Origin of the sequence: Streptomyces mirabilis, assembly GCF_039503195.1 — a bacterium.
GTDB lineage: Bacteria > Actinomycetota > Actinomycetes > Streptomycetales > Streptomycetaceae > Streptomyces > Streptomyces mirabilis_D.
Map to the genome: position 1 here is coordinate 6,604,672 of NZ_JBCJKP010000001.1, position 17,690 is coordinate 6,622,361.

At 69.8% G+C, this 17,690-nt stretch carries 16 protein-coding genes; 14 read left to right on the forward strand and 2 right to left on the reverse strand.

From position 1 onward, the window contains the following. Positions 1 to 122 precede the first annotated feature (122 nt). The 10 genes from AAFF41_RS30535 (at position 123) to AAFF41_RS30580 (ending at position 10,526) form a co-directional block, all read left to right on the forward strand. A complete protein-coding gene (locus AAFF41_RS30535; protein WP_319746640.1) occupies positions 123 to 1,055 on the forward strand; it encodes an ABC transporter permease in 933 nt (310 codons plus the stop codon). Next, entirely contained in the window at positions 1,048 to 1,995 is a 948-nt protein-coding gene (locus AAFF41_RS30540; RefSeq protein ID WP_319746638.1) for an ABC transporter permease, read from the forward strand. The genes AAFF41_RS30535 and AAFF41_RS30540 overlap by 8 nt, the downstream gene beginning before the upstream one ends. 11 nt (positions 1,996 to 2,006) lie before the next feature. Then, positions 2,007 to 3,068: an ABC transporter ATP-binding protein gene (locus AAFF41_RS30545; RefSeq protein ID WP_054228245.1), complete on the forward strand. Its 1,062-nt coding sequence runs from the start codon at positions 2,007 to 2,009 to the stop codon at positions 3,066 to 3,068. Beyond that, positions 3,061 to 4,206 carry an ABC transporter ATP-binding protein gene (locus AAFF41_RS30550; RefSeq protein WP_319746635.1) on the forward strand — a complete coding sequence of 382 codons (1,146 nt, stop codon included), beginning with the start codon at positions 3,061 to 3,063 and terminating at the stop codon, positions 4,204 to 4,206. The genes AAFF41_RS30545 and AAFF41_RS30550 overlap by 8 nt, the downstream gene beginning before the upstream one ends. A gap of 135 nt (positions 4,207 to 4,341) precedes the next feature. Beyond that, complete coding sequence (locus AAFF41_RS30555) at positions 4,342 to 4,725, forward strand: VOC family protein (RefSeq protein ID WP_319746633.1); 384 nt, start codon at positions 4,342 to 4,344, stop codon at positions 4,723 to 4,725. 126 nt (positions 4,726 to 4,851) lie between these two features. Continuing rightward, positions 4,852 to 6,489, forward strand: a complete 1,638-nt coding sequence (locus tag AAFF41_RS30560; RefSeq protein WP_319746631.1) for a peptide ABC transporter substrate-binding protein — start codon at positions 4,852 to 4,854, stop codon at positions 6,487 to 6,489. Positions 6,490 to 6,562: 73 nt separating this feature from the next. Beyond that, positions 6,563 to 7,486 (forward strand): ABC transporter permease, encoded by a 924-nt coding sequence (locus tag AAFF41_RS30565; RefSeq protein WP_054228241.1) that lies wholly within the window; start codon positions 6,563 to 6,565, stop codon positions 7,484 to 7,486. Beyond that, positions 7,479 to 8,465, forward strand: coding sequence for an ABC transporter permease (locus AAFF41_RS30570; protein ID WP_075028759.1), 987 nt, complete (start codon positions 7,479 to 7,481; stop codon positions 8,463 to 8,465). Before AAFF41_RS30565 ends, AAFF41_RS30570 begins: the two co-directional genes overlap by 8 nt. Positions 8,466 to 8,470: 5 nt before the next feature. Then, entirely contained in the window at positions 8,471 to 9,484 is a 1,014-nt protein-coding gene (locus tag AAFF41_RS30575; RefSeq protein ID WP_319746629.1) for an ABC transporter ATP-binding protein, read from the forward strand. Beyond that, a complete protein-coding gene (locus AAFF41_RS30580; RefSeq protein ID WP_319746627.1) occupies positions 9,477 to 10,526 on the forward strand; it encodes an ABC transporter ATP-binding protein in 1,050 nt (349 codons plus the stop codon). The genes AAFF41_RS30575 and AAFF41_RS30580 overlap by 8 nt, the downstream gene beginning before the upstream one ends. 244 nt (positions 10,527 to 10,770) lie before the next feature. Here AAFF41_RS30580 and AAFF41_RS30585 read toward each other — a convergent pair whose 3' ends face one another. Beyond that, positions 10,771 to 12,900 carry a prolyl oligopeptidase family serine peptidase gene (locus AAFF41_RS30585; RefSeq protein ID WP_319746625.1) on the reverse strand — a complete coding sequence of 710 codons (2,130 nt, stop codon included), beginning with the start codon at positions 12,898 to 12,900 and terminating at the stop codon, positions 10,771 to 10,773. Between the two features lie 178 nt (positions 12,901 to 13,078). On the opposite strand from AAFF41_RS30585, the gene AAFF41_RS30590 reads away from it, so the two are divergent. The 4 genes from AAFF41_RS30590 (at position 13,079) to AAFF41_RS30605 (ending at position 17,211) form a co-directional block, all read left to right on the forward strand. Further along, positions 13,079 to 13,273 carry a hypothetical protein gene (locus AAFF41_RS30590; RefSeq protein WP_054228237.1) on the forward strand — a complete coding sequence of 65 codons (195 nt, stop codon included), beginning with the start codon at positions 13,079 to 13,081 and terminating at the stop codon, positions 13,271 to 13,273. Positions 13,274 to 13,401: 128 nt separating this feature from the next. After that, a complete protein-coding gene (gene mshB, locus AAFF41_RS30595; RefSeq protein WP_319746623.1) occupies positions 13,402 to 14,346 on the forward strand; it encodes an N-acetyl-1-D-myo-inositol-2-amino-2-deoxy-alpha-D-glucopyranoside deacetylase in 945 nt (314 codons plus the stop codon). Next, entirely contained in the window at positions 14,346 to 14,765 is a 420-nt protein-coding gene (locus AAFF41_RS30600; protein ID WP_319746621.1) for a DUF6113 family protein, read from the forward strand. Before mshB ends, AAFF41_RS30600 begins: the two co-directional genes overlap by 1 nt. 160 nt (positions 14,766 to 14,925) lie before the next feature. Beyond that, entirely contained in the window at positions 14,926 to 17,211 is a 2,286-nt protein-coding gene (locus tag AAFF41_RS30605; protein WP_343324949.1) for a peptidoglycan binding domain-containing protein, read from the forward strand. A 143-nt stretch (positions 17,212 to 17,354) separates the two neighbouring features. On the opposite strand, the gene AAFF41_RS30610 is transcribed toward AAFF41_RS30605, so the two are convergent. Next, positions 17,355 to 17,657, reverse strand: coding sequence for a hypothetical protein (locus AAFF41_RS30610; protein WP_343324950.1), 303 nt, complete (start codon positions 17,655 to 17,657; stop codon positions 17,355 to 17,357). Between the last annotated feature and the right edge of the window lie 33 nt (positions 17,658 to 17,690).

A 17,690-nucleotide genomic window follows, 5' to 3' on the forward strand; every position in this document is an offset into this window, starting at 1 on the left:
GCCGCCTCGTGCGCCGCACCCGGGGACGGCAGCGGCCGGGGGGCCCTTTCCACGCGCATCGTTCAGGGGTGCGCGGGGAAAGGGCCCGTCGGCTGTCGTCGTAGTAACTACATGGAGGCACGATGGGGCGCTACGTCGCACGACGACTGCTCCAGATGATCCCGGTCTTCATCGGGACAACCCTGCTGATCTTTCTCATGGTCTACGCCCTGCCCGGCGACCCCGTGCGAGGCCTGTTCGGCGACAAGGGCGGAAGCCCCGCCGTCATCGCCTCACTGAGACATCAGTACGGCCTGGACCAGCCGATCCTGGTGCAGTACTACCACTACATGAAGGACATGATCCTTCACTTCGACTTCGGCACGCAGATCGCGAGCGGCCGCCCCGTCACGGACGTGCTCGGCGAGGCGTTCCCGGTGACCCTCCGTCTTGGCGGGCTGGCCTTCGCCATCGAGTTGGTCCTGGGCTTGATCCTGGGCGTCTGGGCGGGCATGCGCGCCGGGCGGTTCGCGGACAACGCGATCCTGCTGGTCTCGCTGCTGCTGATCTCCGTTCCGGTGTTCGTTCTCGGCTTCATCCTGAAGGTCGTCTTCGCCTTCCAGCTCAACTGGCTGCCGCCGAACGTGAACGACTCCACGAACTACAACGAGTTGCTGATGCCGGCGTTCGTCCTCGCGACCGCCTCACTGGCCTATGTGACCCGGCTCACCCGTACGTCGGTCGCCGAGAACCTGCGCGCCGACTACATCCGTACGGCCATCGCCAAGGGCCTGCCGCGGCGTCGTGTGGTGGGTGTCCACCTCATGCGCAACTCGCTGATCCCCGTGATCACCTACCTGGGCACCGACATCGGCGCGCTGATGGGCGGAGCCGTCGTCACCGAGGGCCTGTTCAACATCCAGGGCATCGGCGGCACGATCTACCAGTCCATCGTGCGGCGCGAAGGCACCACGCTCGTCGGTCTGGTGACCATCCTGGTGCTGGTCTACCTCCTCGCCAGCCTGCTCGTCGACCTGCTGTACGCGGTCCTGGACCCGAGGATTCGCTATGCCTGACGTGACCAAGACCGACGTGCAGACGGCGGTGGCGACCGACGGCGGGACCACCCCGGTGGCGGTCCCCGCGGCCAAGCCGGAGAAGTCCCGCAGCCTGTGGGGCGACGCCTGGAACGACCTCCGGCACAGCTGGATCTTCGGGGTCTCGGCGGTGCTGATCCTGCTGCTGCTGACCATCACCTTCTTCCCGGGGCTGTTCACCGACGCCGACCCGATCAAGGGCGATCTGGCCAAGCACTTCCTGCAGAAGCCGAAGTGGGGCCACGTGTTCTCCGCGGACTGGCTGGGCTACGACCAGCAGGGCCGCAGTGTCTACGCCCGTACGATCTACGGCACCCGGGCCTCCGTGGCCGTGGGCTTCGGCACCACCCTCGCGGTGACGGTCGTGGGTGGCCTGATGGGCATGATCGCCGGATACTTCGGCGGCATCGTCGACTCGATCCTGTCGCGCCTGACGGACGTCTTCTTCGGCATCCCGTTCCTGCTCGCCACCATGGTCGTGCTGACCTCCTTCCCGGACCGCACGACCTGGGTCGTCATCGGGGCGCTGGCCGCCTTCGGCTGGACGCAGATCGCCCGCGTGATGCGCGGCGCGGTGATCACCACCAAGCAGGCCGACTACGTACACGCGGCCAAGGCCCTGGGTGCGAGCACCCCGCGGATCATGTTCCGGCACATCCTGCCGAACACCCTCGCCCCCGTGATCGTCGTCTCCACCATCTCGCTCGGTGTCTACATCTCCGCCGAGGCGACCCTGTCCTTCCTCGGACTCGGCCTCAACGGCGTGTCCTGGGGCAACGACATCTCGGACGGCGGCAACCAGATTCGCGTGGCGCAGTGGATCATGCTGTACCCGTCGATCATGCTCAGCATCACGGTGCTGGCGTTCATCATGCTCGGTGAGGCCGTCCGTAACGCCCTCGACCCGAAGCTGCGCTGAGGGAGGCGTACGTGACCATCATCGAAGAAGACTCCGTCCCGGTGCCCGCCCCGCGTAAGGGCGGCGCCGACGACGGGCCGCTGCTCGAAGTGCGTGACCTGCACGTCGAGTTCCACACCCGCGAGGGCGTGGCCAAGGCGGTCAACGGCGTCAACTACAGCGTCAGCGCGGGCGAGACCCTCGCCGTGCTCGGCGAGTCCGGCTCCGGCAAGTCCGTGACCGCGCAGGCGATCATGGGCATCCTCGACATGCCGCCGGCGAGGATCCCGCAGGGCGAGATCCTCTTCCGCGGCCAGGACATGCTCAAGATGTCCGGCGAGGAGCGCCGCAAGATCCGCGGACAGAAGATCGCCATGATCTTCCAGGACGCGCTCAGCTCGCTCAACCCGGTCCTGTCCGTCGGCTACCAGCTCGGCGAGATGTTCCGGGTGCACCAGGGCCTCTCCAAGAAGGAGGCCAAGGCCAAGGCGATCGAGCTGATGGACCGGGTGAAGATCCCGGCCTCCGCGGCCCGCGTGAACGACTACCCCCACCAGTTCTCGGGCGGTATGCGCCAGCGCATCATGATCGCGATGGCGCTGGCCCTGGAGCCGGACCTGATCATCGCGGACGAGCCCACCACGGCGCTCGACGTGACGGTCCAGGCCCAGGTCATGGACCTGCTCGCGGACCTTCAGCGCGAGTACAACATGGGCCTGATCCTGATCACCCACGACCTCGGCGTCGTCGCCGACGTCGCGGACAAGATCGCCGTGATGTACGCGGGCCGGATCGTGGAGCGCGCCCCGGTCCACGAGCTGTACAAGCGCCCCGCGCACCCGTACACGCGGGGTCTGCTGGACTCGATCCCGCGCCTGGACCAGAAGGGCCAGGAGCTGTACGCGATCAAGGGGCTGCCGCCCAACCTGCTGCGCATTCCGACGGGTTGCGCGTTCAACCCGCGCTGCCCCAAGGCCCAGGACATCTGCCGCACCGACGTGCCGGCGCTGCTCCCGGTGAGCGAGCAGGACGGCACCGAGCTGGTCGGCCGCGGTTCGGCCTGCCACTTCTGGAAGGAGACGATCCATGGCTGAGCTCAGCAAGAACGACGAGCAGGAGGCCACCCCGAACGTCTCCGACGTGGAGGTCGTCGACGCCCACTCCGAAACGGAGGCGGTCGCCGCGATCGAGGCGCCGGTGGACCGTGGCGAGCCGATCCTTCAGGTGCGCAACCTGGTGAAGCACTTCCCGCTCACCCAGGGCATCCTGTTCAAGCGGCACATCGGCGCGGTGAAGGCCGTCGACGGCATCTCCTTCGATCTGCACCAGGGCGAGACGCTGGGCATCGTGGGCGAGTCCGGCTGCGGCAAGTCCACCGTGGCCAAGCTCCTGATGAACCTGGAGCGGGCCACCGCGGGCGAGATCTTCTACAAGGGCCAGGACATCACCAAGCTGTCCGGGCGCGCTCTGAAGGCCGTGCGCCGCAACATCCAGATGGTCTTCCAGGACCCGTACACCTCGCTCAACCCCCGTATGACGGTGGGCGACATCATCGGTGAGCCCTTCGACATCCACCCCGAGGTGGCTCCGAAGGGCGACCGGCGGCGCAAGGTCCAGGAACTGCTGGACGTGGTCGGCCTCAACCCCGAGTACATCAACCGTTACCCGCACCAGTTCTCGGGCGGTCAGCGTCAGCGCATCGGCATCGCCCGCGGTCTCGCGCTCAACCCCGAGATCATCATCTGCGACGAGCCGGTGTCGGCGCTCGACGTGTCGGTGCAGGCGCAGGTCATCAACCTGATGGAGCGGCTCCAGGACGAGTTCAACCTGTCCTACCTCTTCATCGCGCACGACCTGTCGATCGTCCGGCACATCTCGGACCGGGTCGGCGTGATGTACCTCGGCAAGATGGCGGAGATCGGCAGCGACGAGCAGATCTACGACCACCCGACGCACCCCTACACCCAGGCGCTGCTGTCGGCCGTGCCGATGCCGGACCCGGAGGCCCGTGAGCACCGCGAGCGGATCATCCTGACCGGTGACGTGCCGTCCCCGGCCAACCCGCCGTCGGGCTGCAGCTTCCGCACCCGGTGCTGGAAGGCGCAGGACAAGTGCGCCGCGGAGACCCCGATCCTCGCGGTGCCCCAGGTGTTCATGGGCGTGGACTCGCCGGCGGCCCATGAGTCGGCGTGCCACTTCGCCGAGGAGAAGGACGTCGTGCACGCGGCCTGAGCGCCGTGCGTCCCGTGATCGACAGGCCGGTTCCCGGCACCGCCACCGCGGTGCCGGGAACCGGCGTTTTCGGGTGGGGCGGGAACGGGTGGGAGAAGATCGGGCGGGGGCCGGGCGGGGGTCAGGTGGGGGAAGATGCTGCATCACGTCGAACTGTGGGTGCCGGACCTGGAGCGCGCGGTCCGCTCCTGGGGATGGCTGCTGGAGAGCCTGGGCTGTGAGCCGTACCAGGAGTGGCCGCACGGCCGCAGTTGGCGCCGGGACGAGACCTATCTCGTCGTCGAGCAGTCGCCCGCGCTGACGACGGACTCCCACGACCGTCTGCGCCCCGGCCTGAACCACCTCGCCTTCCACGTGCCGGACCGCACCGAACTCGACCGGCTCGTGGCCGAGGCGCCCCGCCACGGCTGGTCACCCCTCTTTCCGGACCGCTATCCGCACGCGGGCGGTCCGGAGCACTGCGCCGCGTACCTGGAGGACGTGGACGGCTTCGAGGTGGAGTTGGTCGCGCGCGCCTGACACATGCGGGTGTGTGACTCCACGTACGGGTGGCCTGAATGTGCGGTATGTGCGTTGCCGGTTGATATTGGCCGGTAATGGAACAGCGCCGCGGCGCTGGCGGCAGCGCACTCTGGGAGGCACTCCATGCGTGGAGCGACGCACGCCACATGGGCCGTGGGCGCGGCGGCGGTGGCCCTCGTGGCGACGGCCTGCGGAGGCGGCGGAGGCGGCGGAGGCGGCGGCAGCGGCGGCGCGTCCGGAGTGCTCAGTTCCTCCTGGGGGGACCCGCAGAACCCGCTGGAGCCGTCCAACACCAACGAGGTGCAGGGCGGCAAGGTCCTCGACATGATCTTCCGGGGTCTGAAGCGGTACGACGCCAGGACCGGCGCCGCCCAGAACATGCTGGCGCAGAAGATCGACACCTCGGACTCGCAGAACTTCACGATCACCGTCAAGGACGGCTGGACGTTCAGCAACGGAGAGCCCGTCACCGCGCAGTCCTTCGTGGACGCCTGGAACTACGGGGCCAGTCTCAAGAACAACCAGAAGAACGCGTACTTCTTCGGGTACATCGAGGGCTACGACAAGGTCCACCCCGAGACGGGAACGCAGAGCGCGGACACGCTGTCGGGGCTGAAGGTCACCGGCGCCCACACCTTCACCGTCAAGCTCAACCAGAAGTTCTCGACCTTCCCCGACACCCTCGGCTACGTGGCGTTCGCGCCGCTGCCCAAGGCGTTCTTCAGCGACCACGCGGCCTGGCTGAAGAAGCCGGTCGGCAACGGGCCCTACACCGTCGACTCGTACACCAAGGGCTCGATGATGTCCCTGCGGAAGTGGGACGCGTACCCGGGGACGGACAAGGCGCAGAACGGCGGGGTGGACCTGAAGGTCTACACCGACAACAACACCGCCTACACCGACCTGATGGCGGGCAACCTCGACCTCGTCGACGACGTGCCCGCCGCCCAGCTCAAGAACGTGAAGAAGGATCTCGGCGGCCGCTACATCAACACCCCGGCCGGCATCATCCAGACCATCGCCTTCCCCTTCTACGACCAGGCCTGGGACAAGAGCGGCATGGAGAACGTCCGCAAGGGTCTGTCCATGGCGATCAACCGGGACCAGATCACCAGCACGATCTTCCAGAAGACCCGCACCCCGGCCTCCGACTGGACCTCACCGGTGCTCGGCGCGGCCGGCGGCTTCCAGGACGGCCTGTGCGGCGCCTCCTGCCGGTACGACCCCGCGCAGGCGAAGAAGCTGATCCAGGACGGCGGCGGACTGCCCGGCGGCCAGATCAAGATCTCGTACAACGCGGACAGCGGCTCCCACAAGGAGTGGATCGACGCCGTCTGCAACTCCATCAACAACGCGCTGGGCAACGACAAGGCCTGCGTCGGCAACCCGATCGGCACCTTCGCCGACTTCCGCAACCAGATCGGGCAGCACAAGATGCCGGGTCCGTTCCGGGCCGGCTGGCAGATGGACTACCCGCTGATCCAGAACTTCCTCCAGCCGCTGTACTACACGAACGCCTCCTCCAACGACGGCAAGTGGTCGAACAAGGAGTTCGACAAGCTCGTCGACCGGGCGAACGCCGCTACCGACAAGGCCAAGGCCATCCAGCTCTTCCAGCAGGCCGAAGGGGTCGTACGGGACAACATGGCCGCCATCCCGCTCTGGTACCAGAACGGCAGCGCCGGCTACTCGGACAGGATCTCCAACGTGGCGCTCAACCAGTTCAGCGTGCCCGTCTACAACGAGATCAAGGTCAGCTGAGCCGTCCACGGGGTGCACGCCGGGTTGCTGAAGCGAACCCGGACGTGGGCCCCGTACTACCTCCGGAGCCCTCATGGGACGGTATGTGATCCGGCGTCTGCTCCAGATGATCCCGGTCTTCATCGGCGCCACGCTGTTGATCTTCCTGATGGTGAACGTGATGGGCGACCCCATCGCGGGCCTGTGCGGCGAGCGGCAGTGCGACCCCGCCACCGCCGCCCAGCTGCGCAAGGAGTTCGGCCTCGACAAGCCGCTGTGGCAGCAATACCTCACGTACATGGGCAATGTCTTCACCGGCGACTTCGGCACCGCCTTCACCGGGCAGCCGGTGACCGAGCTGATGGCCGACTCCTTCCCCGTCACCATCCGGCTGACGATCGTCGCGATCCTCTTCGAGATCGTCATCGGCATCCTGCTGGGCGTCGTCACCGGACTGCGCCGCGGCCGGCCCGTCGACACCGGTGTCCTGCTGCTCACCCTCGTCGTCATCTCGATCCCGACCTTCGTCACCGGATTGCTTTTGCAACTGCTCTTCGGTGTCGAGTGGGGCTGGATCCGACCCTCGGTCTCCACGGACGCGACCTTCGGCGAACTGATCGTGCCGGGACTGGTCCTCGCCTCCGTCTCCCTCGCCTACGTCACCCGGCTCACCCGGACCTCCATCGCCGAGAACAAGCGGTCCGACTACGTCCGTACGGCCGTCGCCAAGGGTCTGCCCCGGCACCGGGTGATCACCAAGCACCTGCTGCGCAACTCGCTGATCCCCGTGGTCACCTTCATCGGCACGGACATCGGCGCGCTCATGGGCGGCGCGATCGTCACCGAGCGGATCTTCAACATCCACGGCGTCGGCTACCAGCTCTACCAGGGGATCGTGCGGCAGAACACCCAGACCGTGGTCGGCTTCGTGACCGTCCTCGTGCTCGTGTTCCTGGTCGCCAACCTGCTCGTCGACCTCCTCTACGCCGTACTCGACCCGAGGATCCGCTATGCCTGAGCAGCCGCCGCCGTACCAGCGGGAGGGCGCCATCGCCGCGACCGGCGCGGGCGGCGCCATGGACCTCGCCACGAGCGAGGGCGCCACCCTGGAGCGGACACCGGGCGGCCCCGAGGGCACGGGCCCCCAGGAGAAGCCCAGGAGCCTGTGGTCCGACGCCTGGCGCGATCTGCGGCGCAACCCCGTCTTCATCGTCTCCGGGCTCCTCATCCTCTTCCTGGTCGTCATCTCCCTGTGGCCCTCGCTGATCGCCACCCAGAACCCCCTCAAGTGCGACCTCGCCAAGGCCCAGGAGGGCTCGCAGCCGGGACATCCCTTCGGGTTCGACGGGCAGGGCTGCGACGTCTACACACGGGTGGTGTACGGGACCCGCGTGTCGATCAGCGTCGGCGTCTGCGCCACCCTCGGCGTCGCGATCCTCGGCTCGGTGCTCGGCGGGCTCGCCGGGTTCTTCGGCGGAGTGGGCGACTCGGTCCTCTCCCGGATCACCGACATCTTCTTCGCGATCCCCGTCGTGCTCGGCGGCCTGGTCCTCCTCTCCGTGGTGACCAGCAACACCATCTGGCCGGTCATCGGGTTCATGGTGCTGCTCGGCTGGCCCCAGATCTCGCGCATCGCCCGCGGCTCCGTCATCACCATCAAGCAGAACGACTACGTCCAGGCCGCCCGTGCCCTCGGCGCCTCGAACTCCCGCCTGATGCTCCGGCACATCACCCCCAACGCCGTCGCGCCGGTCATCGTCGTCGCCACCATCGCGCTCGGCACCTACATCGCGCTGGAGGCGACGCTCTCCTACCTCGGCGTGGGCCTGAAGCCCCCCACGGTCAGCTGGGGCATCGACATCTCCTCGGCCTCCGCCTACATCCGCACGGCCCCGCACATGCTGCTGTGGCCCGCCGGCGCCCTCGCGATCACCGTGCTCGCGTTCATCATGCTCGGCGACGCGGTGCGCGACGCCCTCGACCCGAAGCTGAGGTGACGGCCGTGCTGCTCGAAGTACGCGATCTGCACGTGGAGTTCCGCACCCGGGACGGGGTCGCCAAGGCCGTGAACGGGGTCGACTACGGCGTGGACGAGGGCGAGACGCTCGCGGTCCTCGGCGAGTCCGGTTCCGGCAAGTCCGTCACCGCGCAGGCCGTGATGGGCATCCTCGACATGCCGCCCGGGCGGATCACCGGCGGCGAGATCCTCTTCCAGGGCCGGGACCTGCTGAAGCTCAAGGAGGACGAGCGGCGCAAGGTCCGCGGCGCCGAGATGGCGATGATCTTCCAGGACGCGCTGTCCTCCCTCAATCCCGTGCTCAGCGTCGGCGACCAGCTGGGCGAGATGTTCACCGTGCACCGCGGGATGTCCCGCAAGGACGCCCGCGCCAGGGCGATCGAGCTGATGGACCGGGTGCGCATCCCGGCCGCCGCCGACCGGGTGCGCGACTATCCGCACCAGTTCTCCGGGGGTATGCGCCAGCGCATCATGATCGCCATGGCGCTGGCCCTGGAGCCCGCCCTGATCATCGCCGACGAGCCGACCACCGCCCTCGACGTCACCGTCCAGGCCCAGGTCATGGACCTGCTCGCCGAGTTGCAGCGCGAGCTCGACATGGGGCTCATCCTCATCACCCACGACCTCGGCGTCGTCGCGGACGTCGCCGACCGGATCGCCGTCATGTACGCGGGCCGGATCGTCGAGTCCGCGCCGGTCCACGACATCTACAAGGCCCCCGCCCACCCGTACACCAAGGGCCTCCTGGAGTCGATCCCGCGCCTCGACCAGAAGGGCCAGGAGCTCTACGCGATCAAGGGCCTGCCGCCCAACCTGATGCACATCCCGCCCGGTTGCGCCTTCAACCCGCGCTGTCCGATGGCCCAGGACATCTGCCGCGCCGAGGTGCCGCCGCTGTTCGAGGTGGACCGCGAAGGGGTGGACCGCGCAGAGGTGGACCAGGAAGCCGGGGCCCGCACCAGCGCCTGCTTCTTCTGGCGGGAGTGCCTCGATGACTGAGGCGATTCTGGAGGTCAGCGGCCTGGTCAAGCACTACCCGCTGACGCGGGGGATCCTCTTCAAGAAGCAGATCGGCGCGGTCAGGGCCGTCGACGGGGTCGACTTCGAACTCGCCGCGGGCGAGACCCTCGGCATCGTCGGCGAGTCCGGCTGCGGCAAGTCGACGGTCGCCAGGATGCTGGTCAACCTGGAGAAACCGACGGACGGGACGATCAAGTACAAGGGCGAGGACATCACCCGACTGTCCGGCAGGGCGCTCAAGGCCGTACGCCGCAACATCCAGATGGTCTTCCAGGACCCGTACACCTCGCTCAACCCGCGCATGACGGTCGGCGACATCATCGGGGAGCCCTACGAGATCCACCCCGAGGTCGCGCCCAAGGGTGACCGCAGGAAGCGCGTCCAGGACCTGCTGGACGTGGTCGGCCTCAACCCCGAGTACATCAACCGCTACCCGCACCAGTTCTCCGGCGGCCAGCGCCAACGCATCGGCATCGCGCGGGGGTTGGCGCTGCGCCCCGAGATCATCGTCGCCGACGAGCCCGTCTCGGCGCTCGACGTCTCGGTGCAGGCGCAGGTGATCAACCTGATGGAGCGGCTGCAGGACGAGTTCGACCTGAGCTACGTCTTCATCGCGCACGACCTCTCCATCGTGCGGCACATCTCCGACCGGGTCGGCGTGATGTACCTCGGACGGATCGTGGAGACCGGCAGGGACGCCGAGATCTACGACCACCCGACGCACCCGTACACGCAGGCCCTGCTCTCCGCCGTGCCCGTCCCCGACCCGGAGGCCCGCGAGCGCCGGGAGCGGATCATCCTCGCCGGAGACGTGCCCTCCCCGGCGAACATCCCCTCCGGCTGCCGCTTCCGCACCCGCTGCTGGAAGGCCCAGGAGCGCTGCGCGCTGGAGGTGCCGGCGCTCGCGGTGCCCGCGGAGTTCCGCTTCGTGGAGGGCCCGGCCGCGCACGACTCGGCCTGTCATTTCGCCGAGGAGAAGCGGGTCGTACCGCCGGAGGAACCGCCCGAGCGGGCGACATAACCGCGCAAATGATGGCGAACTTCGTTAACACGCAGGCAACTTGACCGAAGCGGCACCGATATACGGACGCGTCAAGGTAATCAGCGTACGGCCGTGCGGGTGCCGTAGATGGGCCGGGGCGCGCCATGTCGCCCCGGCCCGTCGCATGTTGCGCCTAAACCGGCGCCGCTCTCGCGGACCTGGCTGGCGCTTCGTCGGGGTTCCTCAATTGATGGTTGCGGTGCCGGGTGGGATTTTCCGTGGCTCAGGCAAGCTTCAGGGCGCGCTTCAGGAAGTCCACCTGGAGCAGGAGCAGGTTCTCCGCGACCTGTTCCTGCGGGGTCATGTGGGTGACGCCCGACAGGGGCAGCACCTCGTGCGGGCGGCCCGCGGCCAGGAGCGCCGAGGAGAGCCGCAGGGCGTGCGCGACCACCACGTTGTCGTCCGCGAGGCCGTGCACGATCATCAGCGGCCGGTGCGGCTCGGCGGGCGCGGACAGCCCGTCGTCCGTGATCAGCGAGCTCTTCGCGTACGCCTCCGCGGCCGTCGCCGGATCACCGAGGTAGCGCTCCGTGTAGTGGGTGTCGTACAGCCGCCAGTCGGTGACCGGGGCGCCCGCGATGCCCGCGTGGAAGACGTCGGGGCGGCGCAGCACGGCGAGCCCCGCGAGCCAGCCGCCGAACGACCAGCCCCGGATCGCCACCCGGGACAGATCCAGCGGGAACCTCTCCGCGAGGCCGTGCAGCGCGTCGATCTGGTCGTCGAGGGCGAGCGTGAAGTCGTCGCGGACCGCCTTCTCCCAGGCGGGGGAGCGGCCGGGGGTGCCGCGGCCGTCGGCGACGACCACCGCGAAGCCCTGGTCGGCGAACCACTGCGAGGTGAGGTGCGCGTTGTGCGCGGCCAGCACCCGGGGGCCGTGCGGACCGCCGTAGGGGTCCATGAGGACGGGGAGGGGAGTGACACCGTCGTAGTCAGTAGGCATAAGCAGGGCGCATGAGATTTTCCGTGCGCCCCCCTCGGTGAACGTCACGCGCGGGGACAGACCGGGACTTTCGGCATACGACGTGACAGTCGCCGCCCGCTTTCCGTCCCGCAGCACCTGCACCTGGGCTCCCGGCCGGTCCGGCACCGAGGAGACCAGTACGGTCACGCCCCCGCCGCGCACCGCCGCGTGCACGCCGGGTTCCTGGGAGAGGCGCTCGACACCGAGCTCGTTGACGCGGTAGACATGCACCTCGCCCGTCTCCGGGGCGGTCGCCGCCTCACCGGCCGACGCCGCGATCAGGACGTCGTCGTCCGAGACGTCCAGCACCGCGCGCACATGCAACTGCGGTCCCGTGAACGGGCGTTCACCGAAGGCCAGGACCCGCGCCCCGCCCTCGTCGGCGATCCGTACGAGCTGTCCCGCGGGGCTCCAGCACGGCACGCCGGGGAAAAGATCCAGCCATTGTCGATCTTCGTCGGCGTGCACCATCCGGGTCGCCCCGGTGTCCGGGTCGACGGCCAGGAACAGCTGACTGCGCTGGTCCCGCGCCTGCACCAGAATCAGCGGCGCGCCTGCCGCTGACCAGTGCACATGCGCCAGGTACGGGTAGTGCGCCCGGTCCCACACCACTTCCGTGCGCACCCCGTCGAGGCCCACCACGAAGAGCCTTACGTCCGCATTGTCCGTTCCGGCGGCCGGGTAGCCGACCTGTTGCGGAGCGCGTTCCGGTTGTGCGGGATCGGAAATCCACCAGCGCCGCACGGGCGCGTCGTCGACCCGCGCGACCAGCAGCCGGTCCCCTTCCGGAGACCACCAGAAACCGCGCGAACGCCCCATCTCCTCGGCGGCGATGAACTCGGCCAATCCATAGGAAACCGTCCCCGAATCCGCATCGGACTCCGGCTCCACGAGCGCCCGGTCGCCGTCCCCCTCGGCGCCGACGACCCGCAGCGCGCCCCCGCGGACGTACGCCACGAGCCGTCCGTCGGGCGAGGGACGCGGGTCGATCACCGGTCCGGGGACCCGGAGTTCACGTGCCGTACCGGCTCGCAACTCCGCCGTGAAAAGCCGCCCTGACAAGGCGAAAGAGGCCAGCTCGACCGCCGTGTCCGTGGCGTAGCCGACGATCCCCGCGCCGCCCTCGCGACTGCGCTCGCGGCGCGCACGCTCCGCCGCCGACAGGCGCTCCGTGGCGCCGCCGAGCAGCGTCCGCGGGTCGGCCGCGACGCGCTCCTGCCCCTCGGCGACATCGAGGACCCACAGCTGATTCGCCCGGTCCGTGCCGGAGGAGGACCTCAGGAACACCACCCGGGAACCGTCCGGGGAGACGGTGAACGCGCGGGGCGCGCCGAGGGTGAAGCGCTGCGTCCGGGCGTACCGGCGGGGGAAGGAGAGAGGCTCGGTCGTCATGCCTTGACCATATTGGCCATGCGCCCCCTTGTGCGGCCGTGCGCCGATCGATGCGCGCGTATGGATAGTTATGATCACTGGCGGTGTGTGGGTATGAACCCGCTGGCCGCTGTATGGATTTACCGACCCCCATGTCCGACCCCCCCCATGTCCCTGGGATCTTTGGAGGTGAGCCGCCGTGGCACTCTCGATTTCGGCGGTGGTGCTGCTGGCGATCATCGTCGTCATCCTGGTCAGGAAGTCCGGGTTGAAGGCCGGCCATGCGGTCGTGTGTGTCCTGTTCGGCTTCTATCTCGCCTCTTCGACGATGGCCCCCACGATCAGCGACCTGACGACGAACGTCGCGGACATGATCGGCAGCTTCAAGTTCTGACGGGGAGTCTCACGTCCTGACGGGGAGTCTCACGTCCTGACGGGGAGCCTCACGCCCTGGCGGGGGCTTCGGCGCCACGACCCGTGCCCGCCTCGGCCGGGGGCCGGGCGCCTCGTAGGGTGGGTTCCATGACGGAACTGCCCGACCGGCGTCTGCTCCTGGTGCACGCGCACCCGGACGACGAGTCGATCAACAATGGCGCGACCATGGCCAGGTACACGGCCGAGGGCGCCCATGTGACGCTGGTGACCTGCACCCTCGGCGAGGAGGGCGAGGTCATCCCGCCCGAGCTGGCGCATCTCGCGCCCGACCGCGAGGGCGGGCTCGGCCCGCACCGGATCGGTGAGCTGGCCGCCGCCATGAAGGAGCTCGGGGTCACCGACCACCGCTTCCTCGGCGGTCCCGGGCGCTTCGGCGACTCCGGGATGATGGGCCTGGAGCAGAACCACCGCGCGGGCGCCTTCTGGTCCGCCGACGTCGACGAGGCCGCGGAGTACCTGGTCGAGGTGATCCGCGAGGTCCGTCCCCAGGTGCTCGTCACCTACGACCCCGACGGGGGCTACGGACACCCGGACCACATCCAGGCCCACCGCGTCGCCGTGCGCGCCGTCGAACGGGCCGCGGACCCCGCCGCCCGCCCCGACCTCGGCGCACCCTGGGAGATCACCAAGGTCTACTGGAACCGCGCCCCGCGCTCCGTCGTCGAGGAGGGCTTCCGGCAGCTGCGCGAGGCCCTGCCCGGACTGCCCTTCGAGCACTCCGCCGCCGTGGCCGACGTACCCGGCGTGGTCGACGACACGGTGGTCACCACCGCGATCGACGGGACCGCGTACGCCGCCGCGAAGGCCGCCGCCATGCGGGCGCACGCCACCCAGATCGAGGTGGCCGAACCCTGGTTCGCGCTGTCGAACGCACTCGCGCAACCGCTGTTCACCACCGAGTACTACGAGTTGGTGCGCGGGGAGCGCGCGGGACCCGGTCGTGAGACCGACCTCTTCGCGGGGATCGAACAGGGTTCCACGGGGATCGAGCAGAGATCCACGGGGAGCGAGCAGGGAAGGGCGGACGCGTGATGAGCATGTCGGGACAGCGGGGGAGTTCGCTCGCCCAGCCGTTGCCGCGGCCCTCGGCCGGGCGGATCGCTGCCCACCTGGGCCTCTTCCTGTTCGGCGCGGTGGTCGGGGCCGCCGGAACGCTGGTGCAAGCCGCCTGGTTCCCGGGCGGGTTGCTGCTCGCCCTGGCCGGCGCGGCCGGGCTCTTCCTGGGCGGATCGCGGGCGACCGGCTCCCGGGCCGGCGCCGTCGCGCCCGCCGCGGGCTGGATGATCGCGGTCGTCCTGCTCACCTCCACCCGCCCGGAAGGGGACTTCTTCTTCGGCGCGGGATTCGGTTCCTACCTCTTCCTGCTCGGCGGGATGGCCGTGGCTGTGATGTGCGCCACGCTTGGTCTGGGGCGGCAACCGCACGACTCCGTCGTCCGACTTGGGAAGTGACGTCCCACTTCGCCGTACCGGACACGTGCGGGTCCCGTGCGAGTTTCCTGGGCGGGCGAGGTTTGCGCGCCGAATACGGCCAGTATGGTGGTGCGCGCCGCCGAGCTGCCCGAGATGAGGTCGAGTAAACGGGCGGCGGAGCCAACCGGGAGAACCTGCCTTGAGTCGTGAAACTGACAGTTCGTCCTCCGGGCCCAACGGGCGCGGTGGAGCCGCGTACCCGTCGGGGACGCCCCCCTACGGGACCCCCACGGCTTCCGAGAACGGTGCCGACGCGGGCCGTTCGGCCACTGGCGCCCCGCCGGAGGAGCGCAAGACCGAGACCACGCTGACGACACGGATCCGGATCAACATCCCCGGATCGCGGCCCATCCCGCCGGTCGTCGTGCGCACACCGGTCGGGGACGCCGAGTCGCCCCCCGAGTCCGCCGGTTCCGCGGGAGCCCCCGCGGAGGCGCAGCGTGCCGTGAGTGCGCCCGTGGCAGCGGCCACGGCCACCGAGACCTCGGCCGAAGCCGCCGCCGCGGGCGGTGCTCCGGCCAGAGAGAAGACCAGCGACTGGTTCGCGCCCCGCAAGTCCGGTGCGCCGGGCGGCGGCCCGGGCGGCGGGTCCACCAACGGGGCCGGTCTGCCCGGCGGTTCGGGACCCACGGGACCCGCGGCGCCGCAGGGCGCGGGCGCGCCGGGCGGCAACGGCACCGGAGGTGCGCGTCCGGGTGCCCCCGGTGGCGCGAACGGTGCCGGTCCCCTGGGCGGCGCGGGCGGTGCCCGGCCCGGCGGGGCGAACGCGCCCCGCCCCGGAAACGGCGGTACGAACGGTGCCGGTCTGCCCGGCGCCACCGGCGCCGGACCCGTGGCCCCCGGTCACGGCGGCGGCACCGGTTCCTTCGACGTCTCCGCGGCGCTGGGCAACACGGCCTCGTTCCCGGCCATAGGAAGCGACGGCCCGGGGGGGCCCGGTGGTCCTGGCGGCCCGGGTGGCTCCGGAGGCCCGGGTGGCCCTGCAGGGCCCGGTGGCGAACCGCGCCGTGACGACCTCCCGTACTTCGCGGAGAACTTCTCGGGGAACGGCCGGGGCGGTCCCGCGGGCCCGACCGGCGGTCCGGTCACCGGCGACGGCCCGTTGGTGCCGCCGGTCGGCCCGGGCGCGGCTCCGGGCAGCCTGGCCGGTGGCCCCGGTGGCCCCGGTGGCCCCGGTGGCCCCGGCGGCCATGGCGTCCCCGGCGGGCACGGCGCGGGGTACCCCGGGGGCGGCCTCAGCGACGACACCGCGATCCTCACCCCGCAGAAGCCCGCGCCCGATCCGGGCGGCCAGGGCTACGGCGGTCCGGTGGACAACGTCTCCGGGCACACCCTGACCAGTGGCATCCCCGTCGTGCCGCCGGCCCAGAACTCGCCGTTCGGGCCGGGCGCGCACTCCGACGGACCGCTGCCGCACACCCCGCCGAAGGCGCCCGAGCCGGCCCCGAAGCCCGCCGCCTCCTCGAAGAAGCCGGCGAAGAAGAAGGGCCGCAGCAAGCTGACGCTCCTGGTCGTCGGCGTGGTGTTCCTCGGCGGTGGCGTCTACGGCGCGGGGCTGCTGATGAACCGCTCGGACGTCCCCAAGGGCACCACGGTGCTCGGCGTCGACATCGGCGGCGGCACCCGCGACGAGGCCGTCAAGAAGCTCGACGACGCCTTCGGGGCCCGTATGAACAAGGCGCTCCAGCTGTCGGTGGACGGCACCACGGTCTCGCTCAAGCCGGACCAGGCCGGGCTCCAGTTCAACGCCCAGGACACGGTCCGCGCCGCGGCGGGCAGCGACTACAACCCGGTCTCCGTGATCGGCTCGCTGTTCGGTCAGCAGCGCGTCGTCGAGCCGGCGATGCCCGTCGACGAGGAGAAGCTCCAGGCCGCCCTGGAGCGCACCGCGAGCGGCTCCGGTTCGGCGAGTGACGGCACCATCAAGTTCGAGTCCGGCAAGGCCGTCGCCGTGTACGGCAAGGCGGGCAAGGGCATCGACGTGGCGGCCTCGACCCAGGCCGTCGAGGACGCGTACCGCGCCCAGGTCGAGAGCGGCACCACCACCCCGGTGAAGGTCGCCACCACGACCCGTCAGCCGACCGTCTCGAACGCCGAGGTCGATCGGATGATGAAGGAGTTCGCCGAGCCTGCGATGTCCGCCCGCGTCACCATTCAGACCGACGCGGCACACAGCATCCCGTTCGGCGCCCTGTCACTGCCGAAGATCCTCGGCTTCAAGGCCGTCAACGGCAAGCTCGTGGAGACGTACGACCTCACGGCGCTCAAGAAGGCGTACGGCGCCACCTTCGACGGCGTGCAGATCCAGACCGCGAGCGGGAAGCGCGCTGTCACGCCACAGGACGTCGTCACCGCACTGGGCAAGGCCCTGCGCGGCAAGACGCCGGCGGAGCGCGTCGGGGTCATCGCCACCAAAGTGAGCTGACCCCTGGTCGTCCGGATGAACGGAGCCCCTGCCCGCACCGGGCAGGGGCTCCGTCGTCGCAGGGCGCACGCGTGGAGGCCCGTCCTGGGAGGACGGGCCTCCACGGGCTTCACGAGGTCACGGACGCGTGATGCAGTACAGGGCTATGTAGCCCTTGACGCCCTGGTAGTTGATCGCGATCCAGAAGTATCCGTCGGTGTGGCCGCAGGCGGTGTAGGTGCCCCCCTCCGAGGCCCCGCCGCAGTCTGCCCCGCGCCCTTGGGGAAGAGCCCGAGGGCGGTCGAGCTGGTCGACTTCGACTGCCGGATCCGTACGCTCTCCTTGGCGTGGCAGTTGATGTCCTGGACCGAGACCGTGTCCGACGGCGCCGCCTGCGCCGGGGCGGCGAAGGCGAGGCCGGCGACGGCGGCCATGGCGGTGGCGGCGCCGGCAAGAAGTGTGCGCATCACAGTTTCCCCCTTGTGGTGGTGGTGCCTGGC

Bases quoted from the DNA above. Each gene is read 5' to 3' on its own strand.
- AAFF41_RS30570 (WP_075028759.1), top strand. From the start codon at position 7,479: ATGCCTGAGCAGCCGCCGCCGTACCAGCGGGAGGGCGCCATCGCCGCG.
- AAFF41_RS30535 (WP_319746640.1), top strand. From the start codon at position 123: ATGGGGCGCTACGTCGCACGACGACTGCTCCAGATGATCCCGGTCTTC.
- AAFF41_RS30550 (WP_319746635.1), top strand. From the start codon at position 3,061: ATGGCTGAGCTCAGCAAGAACGACGAGCAGGAGGCCACCCCGAACGTC.
- AAFF41_RS30600 (WP_319746621.1), top strand. From the start codon at position 14,346: ATGAGCATGTCGGGACAGCGGGGGAGTTCGCTCGCCCAGCCGTTGCCG.
- AAFF41_RS30560 (WP_319746631.1), top strand. From the start codon at position 4,852: ATGCGTGGAGCGACGCACGCCACATGGGCCGTGGGCGCGGCGGCGGTG.
- AAFF41_RS30585 (WP_319746625.1), bottom strand. From the start codon at position 12,900: ATGACGACCGAGCCTCTCTCCTTCCCCCGCCGGTACGCCCGGACGCAG.
- AAFF41_RS30565 (WP_054228241.1), top strand. From the start codon at position 6,563: ATGGGACGGTATGTGATCCGGCGTCTGCTCCAGATGATCCCGGTCTTC.
- AAFF41_RS30540 (WP_319746638.1), top strand. From the start codon at position 1,048: ATGCCTGACGTGACCAAGACCGACGTGCAGACGGCGGTGGCGACCGAC.
- AAFF41_RS30610 (WP_343324950.1), bottom strand. From the start codon at position 17,657: ATGCGCACACTTCTTGCCGGCGCCGCCACCGCCATGGCCGCCGTCGCC.
- mshB (WP_319746623.1), top strand. From the start codon at position 13,402: ATGACGGAACTGCCCGACCGGCGTCTGCTCCTGGTGCACGCGCACCCG.
- AAFF41_RS30555 (WP_319746633.1), top strand. From the start codon at position 4,342: ATGCTGCATCACGTCGAACTGTGGGTGCCGGACCTGGAGCGCGCGGTC.
- AAFF41_RS30580 (WP_319746627.1), top strand. From the start codon at position 9,477: ATGACTGAGGCGATTCTGGAGGTCAGCGGCCTGGTCAAGCACTACCCG.